This window comes from Protofrankia sp. Cj3, assembly GCF_917627355.1.
GTDB lineage: Bacteria > Actinomycetota > Actinomycetes > Frankiales > Frankiaceae > Protofrankia.
In genome coordinates this window covers 1-5110 of sequence record NZ_CAKJTR010000260.1, presented here as the reverse complement: position 1 = coordinate 5110, position 5110 = coordinate 1, and the positions used below count along the sequence as shown (strand labels likewise).

3 protein-coding genes are annotated in these 5110 nt (G+C 68.6%); all 3 read right to left on the bottom strand.

Features of this window, described 5'->3' with window-relative positions:
• Positions 1–2285, bottom strand: a 2285-nt coding sequence (locus tag MJ783_RS21815; RefSeq protein ID WP_239313413.1) for an SAV_2336 N-terminal domain-related protein, incomplete at its 3' end; no start/stop codon positions are given.
• On the bottom strand, positions 2282–3418 hold the full coding sequence (locus MJ783_RS21810; protein WP_239313411.1) for a MoxR family ATPase: 1137 nt from the start codon (positions 3416–3418) through the stop codon (positions 2282–2284). The genes MJ783_RS21815 and MJ783_RS21810, both read right to left, overlap by 4 nt.
• Positions 3415–4914 (bottom strand): hypothetical protein, encoded by a 1500-nt coding sequence (locus MJ783_RS21805; protein WP_239313410.1) that lies wholly within the window; start codon positions 4912–4914, stop codon positions 3415–3417. The genes MJ783_RS21810 and MJ783_RS21805 overlap by 4 nt, the downstream gene beginning before the upstream one ends.
• Between the last annotated feature and the right edge of the window lie 196 nt (positions 4915–5110).

Below are 5110 nucleotides of genomic sequence, written 5' to 3'. Positions count from 1 at the left end.
ACGTTGGCCCACGCCATGTTGCGGGAGGTGACGAGCACCCGGCCGGTGCCGCCCGCGGGGAAGAACCCGCGGACGGCTTTCGGGTCCTCCGCGTTGTCGAAAATCAACAGCCACCGGCTGTAGGGCTCACCGGTCCGCAGCGCCTCCAGCACGGCGGGGATGGCGATATTCGCCTCCGTTCCGACCGGGAGGTGGAGCCGCTGGGCGAGGTCGACGAGCGCCGAACCGATCTGCGCGGTCCGTTCCGCGGGGATCCACCAGATAACATCATAATCCGCTTGCTGACGGTAGACGTACTCCACGGCCAGCTGTGACTTGCCGACGCCGCCCATGCCGTGCAACGCCTCGGGGAGGACGGCGGTCGTCCCTTCATGGAGCCGCGTGTGCAGTTCGGCGAGCAACGCGTGACGGCCCGTGAAGTGGGGGTTCCGCGGGGGTACGTTCCCCCAGACCGCCGGCGACCGCCGGGTGCGTGGGAGCTCCACCGCTGGCGGCGCGGTAATCGAAGATACAGATCCTCCTTCGTGACGGTCGACGGGGCTGTCCGCCTGCTGGGCGGGGACGGTGGACTCGCCGAGCGGTTCCGAACTGGGCAGCGGAGTCGGCAGGTCGGTGCTATTACTCATAGCAACATCATATATACTATATGTAGTACTCCCCGCATCTGAAGCGGCTTGGTGGATGCGGTCAGCGATCAATCGAGAGCGGGTCAGATAGCGACCGGAGATCGCCGCCAGAACGGTTTTCTCGATCGCCAGGAATGGCCGGCTGTCTCCGGTGACCGGCGGGATCGGTACCCGGTCGGGCTCGTCCAGCATGCGGCCGGTATCCCGCAGCGCGCTGACCTGTGGCCCCAGCAGATCGCCTACTGCCCGCAGGACACGGATAGCCTCGGAGCGCCGGCCAAAAGCCAACAACTCCGCCCGTACCCCGGGGTGGAACTCCAGCGCGATCCGCTCCGGACCGCCGGGACCGCCGGGACCGGCGACGACGGGCGCAGGCCGGACCAACCGGCCCGCGAAGATCTCAGACAGTTGCGGGCGGCCGGCCCCCGGCACCATCTCCTGAATCATCCGCATCACGGTCCAGGTCAGCGGCGCCGCGGCCAGATGGGTGGCCAGGTTGAAGGCCGTCCGGGACGCGGCCCCCCGAAACCGTTGCACACGTTCCGTAGCAGATGGTTCGCTGTCCTGCTCCCAGGGGTACGTGTCATGATCCGTAGGCCGACTCCATGGGCCGGTGAGCAGGGCCGGCAGATCCGTCCGCCGCTGCCGGCCGGATAGGAAGCCGGCCCAGGGCAGCAGCCACCGGGCATGGGGGTGCAGAACCGGCACCGGAACCGCGATGCTGAGATCAGCAGCCTCCAGCCCGGACAGCGGACCACCCGACGGATCACGGAACGTCCGCTGGGGGCCAGCGCCGCTCACGGTGCCTTCCGGCATCGACATCCGCACCCGGTGCGGACGCAGCCCGGTCAGATGCCACAGCTGCCTCGGCACCGGATTCAGCACCGCCACCGGCATCGTGCGCGCCCAGGACCACAGCAGCGGGGACATCGCGTCCGTCCACCACGCCCGGCCGAGGGCATCGGTCAGTACCCACAGAATCCGCCGGCCAGCCGGTTCCAGGACCTCACAGGGGGCCTGGACCGGGCCGTCAGGCCGGCCGGCCCGCAGACAGAGGTCTGCCGGTCGATCCGTGTCGGTGTTGACAAACCGGAGGTGGACGTTCCGGAACGCGCCGTGCCGCTCGAGGAGGGAGACAAGCTCGGGGACGGTGTCCAACCATGGAGTCATCGACACGCTGTCGTCAACGACAAGCATGATCTCGAAGCGGCGTTCCCGTGCCGGCCGGTAGACCGGTAGCCCGAGGCCGTCCCACGCGAGCCATTCCGCGGTGGCCTCCTCGTCCAGAACGCCGTCACCCGCCGACGCCACCGTCTGCCGCAACGGCCGCAACGCGGCGGACAGGGACCGGGCGTCGCCACCCAGCGGTGGGCCAAGACCTGTTCTCCCGCGCCAGCCGCGACGATCCCCCGTCGGGACACGGACCGGGCCGGCGTCAACAACCAGGCCGGCATCGTCAGTGATCACATCATCAACGTCGCCGACACCTGTCATGTCCTCGCTGGCCTGACCGGCCGGCGGGGGATCATCGTCCAGCCGGGTGCTCCCGCCACCGACTGTTGGATCATAAACAGGCTCCAGTGTCGGCGAGTCCAGGTATTGCCAGAGCCAGACAGCCTCGGCGACCTCCCGGGCCGTGGGACCGGCGGCATCAGTCATCGCATGTCCGCAGCCGGGGCCAGTTGGTGCCACACCGCCTCAAGCAGGTCGTTCCAGACCGTCTCGTCACCGTCAGCGGCGCCGGTGGCCGCCAAGTGGGCGGCGTTCAACAACTGGTCGGCTGCCAGCCCGCCGACCTGCTGACGGCGCTGCTCGAACCGGGCGATGAGGTCCTGATATCCGGACGCGTCAGCCGGGAAATGTGCGGCGACCAGCTCGGTGAGCCGCCGGGTGTCCAGATCAGGAATGTCCAGCCGGGCGCACCGCCGCAGGAACGCCGCGGAGAACTCCCGCTCCCCGTTACTGGTGATCACAATGATCGGGAAAGCGTGACAGCGCACGGTACCGTCACGGACCACGGCAGTACCGTCGGGATCCGCGGTACGCACCCCGACGTCGGCACCCTGCTGCCGCATCCGAGCCAGCTCGGCTATCCCGAACTCGCCGTCCTCGAGGATGTTCAACAGGTCGTTCGGCAGATCGAAATCACCTTTGTCCATCTCGTCGATGAGCAGCACCCGCGGGAGCCGATGCGGCAACAGGGCCGTCCCCAACGGGCCCAACTGGATGAAATCCCCAATAGGCGCCACCCCTGGACCACCACGGCCGGAACCACCAGCGTCGGCGCTGTCCTCTCCCCGTGATCGACCGTGCCAGCGGGAACCCGCGGCGGACCGGAACGGCGCCACGGCCTGCGCCCGGCCGATGGCGTCATAGTCGTAGAGCCCGGCCCGCAGCGTGGTACGGCTGGTGACCGGCCAGCGCAGCACCCGTCCGAGCTGGAGCTCCCGGGCGATGAGATAGGCGAGGCTGGACTTGCCGACACCCGGACGGCCGGTGACCAGCAACGGCCGCCGCAGGTAGATCGCCGCGTTCACGACCGAGATCTGCGCCGGGTCGAGCACGCGGGATGGGACGGCTCCCAACCGCCGTACCGTTTCCGGCTCGTCATCCACCGGCGCCGGCAGCACCGGGCCGCCCTGGAACGTGCGCCACGGCGGTGGTGGCGGCCATCGACGGTCCCGCTCCGCGGGCGCGATCCGATCGCCCGTTCCCTGGAACAGCCACCAGCCGGGCCGGGGTGGGGTGGCAGGCGCGTCGTCCGCCCGCTCGGGCGCCGGGTCGACACTCACAGGCCGATCTCCCCTCTGGGCATGCCGAAGGGACCGGGCGAACCCCGCTCCGGCTGCCGCCCCGGATCATCCCACAGAAACGCGAGATTTCTTCCCACATGCCTCACACCGGCCTCACCAGCCGGTTCCAGCAGCGCGTCGATCCGTAATCGGCGGACCCGACCGGGAAGATCGCTCATGTCGCCGTCATCGACCAGCAGCCGCAAGGTGTCCTCATGTTCGCTGCCCAGCCGCCGGGACCGGTGCCACAGGACCACCGGCAGGCCCGCCCGCAGCGCCATCAGCGCCTCCCCCATCCCGGTTCCCCCGGTGGCTTCGGGTGGCTCACTGAGTACCAGAGCCACCAGCCGCTCATCAGAGGCCAGCGTGGTCTCCAGCCGGAGCAGGTGGTCCGAGCCGTCCGGCCGGCTCCAGTACACACCGGCCCGGCCGGGTCCGTGATGCAGCTGGTGCCACCGCCGGTGCCACATGCGGTGCCAGTCCGGCCTGCGTAATCGTTCCAGACTGCGCAGGACCACGGGATAGTCCAACGCCAGCGGTTTGGGTACGCCCGATGCGGCTTCCCGCTGCCACCAGTCGACGGGGACGTTCAGCAACGCGAACGGCACGATGAACTCGATCGCGACCACGGAGGCGTGCCCGGAGAGCTCGGTTTCCAGCCTGCGTACGACGGCCTCGACGTGACTTTCGAGCTCGTCGTGGGAGAGCCACTGATGGCCACCGGGTTCGATCCGGCCATCCCACTGACGCCACCACGAGACCACATAGGATTCTGGATCGGCATCCGCCGGATCAAACTGGATCATCAGATGAACCTGCGGCGGACGGCCTGGTATATGGGTCCGTTCCGACCGGACCGCGTCGAGCGCTGCGGTCAGCTTGAGCTCGTACGCCCGCCTGCTGTTCCAGAGGTCTACTTTCTGCGCGGTTGACGGTGTCACTGTGTCTCGGACGCGTTCCAGGAAGACCATATAGGGCGGCAGGGTGGACCGGGCCGCGTTGCGGCCGGCAAGGTGCACCAGGGTATGCCAGGCGGTCACGCAATGATGGGGTGGCTCCAGTCCGCGGTGGCCGATCGCCAGACGATAGGGCTCGGCAACCGTGACGGACGGGACAGCGTCCAGCTCGTCGCGCAGTAGAGCCCACAGCCCGGCCGGTGCCGACGCCGCGATCTCCACGGCGTCCCACTCATCCTGTAATAGCCATAACCCCCGCACAACGGCGCTGTCCACCCGCAACCGGTCTGCCGCGGTGACCAGCGCGGCCATGCTCGACCGTCGCGAGCACAATGCGACAAGCCCGACGAACCAATGCGCCGCGGTCGGATAGTCGGCGACCTGGGACGGGCCGCCGGCCTCGCCGACCAGGTGGAGGAAAAGCTGCCGACTTGTTTCGGGGCGCAGTTCCGGGCGCTCCAAGAGAACGCGGACGATCCTGTCCTCGATGTCGGCCCGCAGGATCCCGTCACGCGGCGGCCCTGTCTCCCGATCGGTCACGACCCCCCCATACGATCGTTGCCAGCCAGACCTCCACCTGGACAACACACAGATCGGGTACATACCTATCATCGATAGCAACGTCACCGTGACAGCACGTGGAAACTCCGCGCCTGCGGCGTTCGCCGGCCTGTGAGGTCCGCTCCAGCGGGCGTCACAGCCTACCGGCCGGTGAAGACAGGGTTCGCTGGGAACG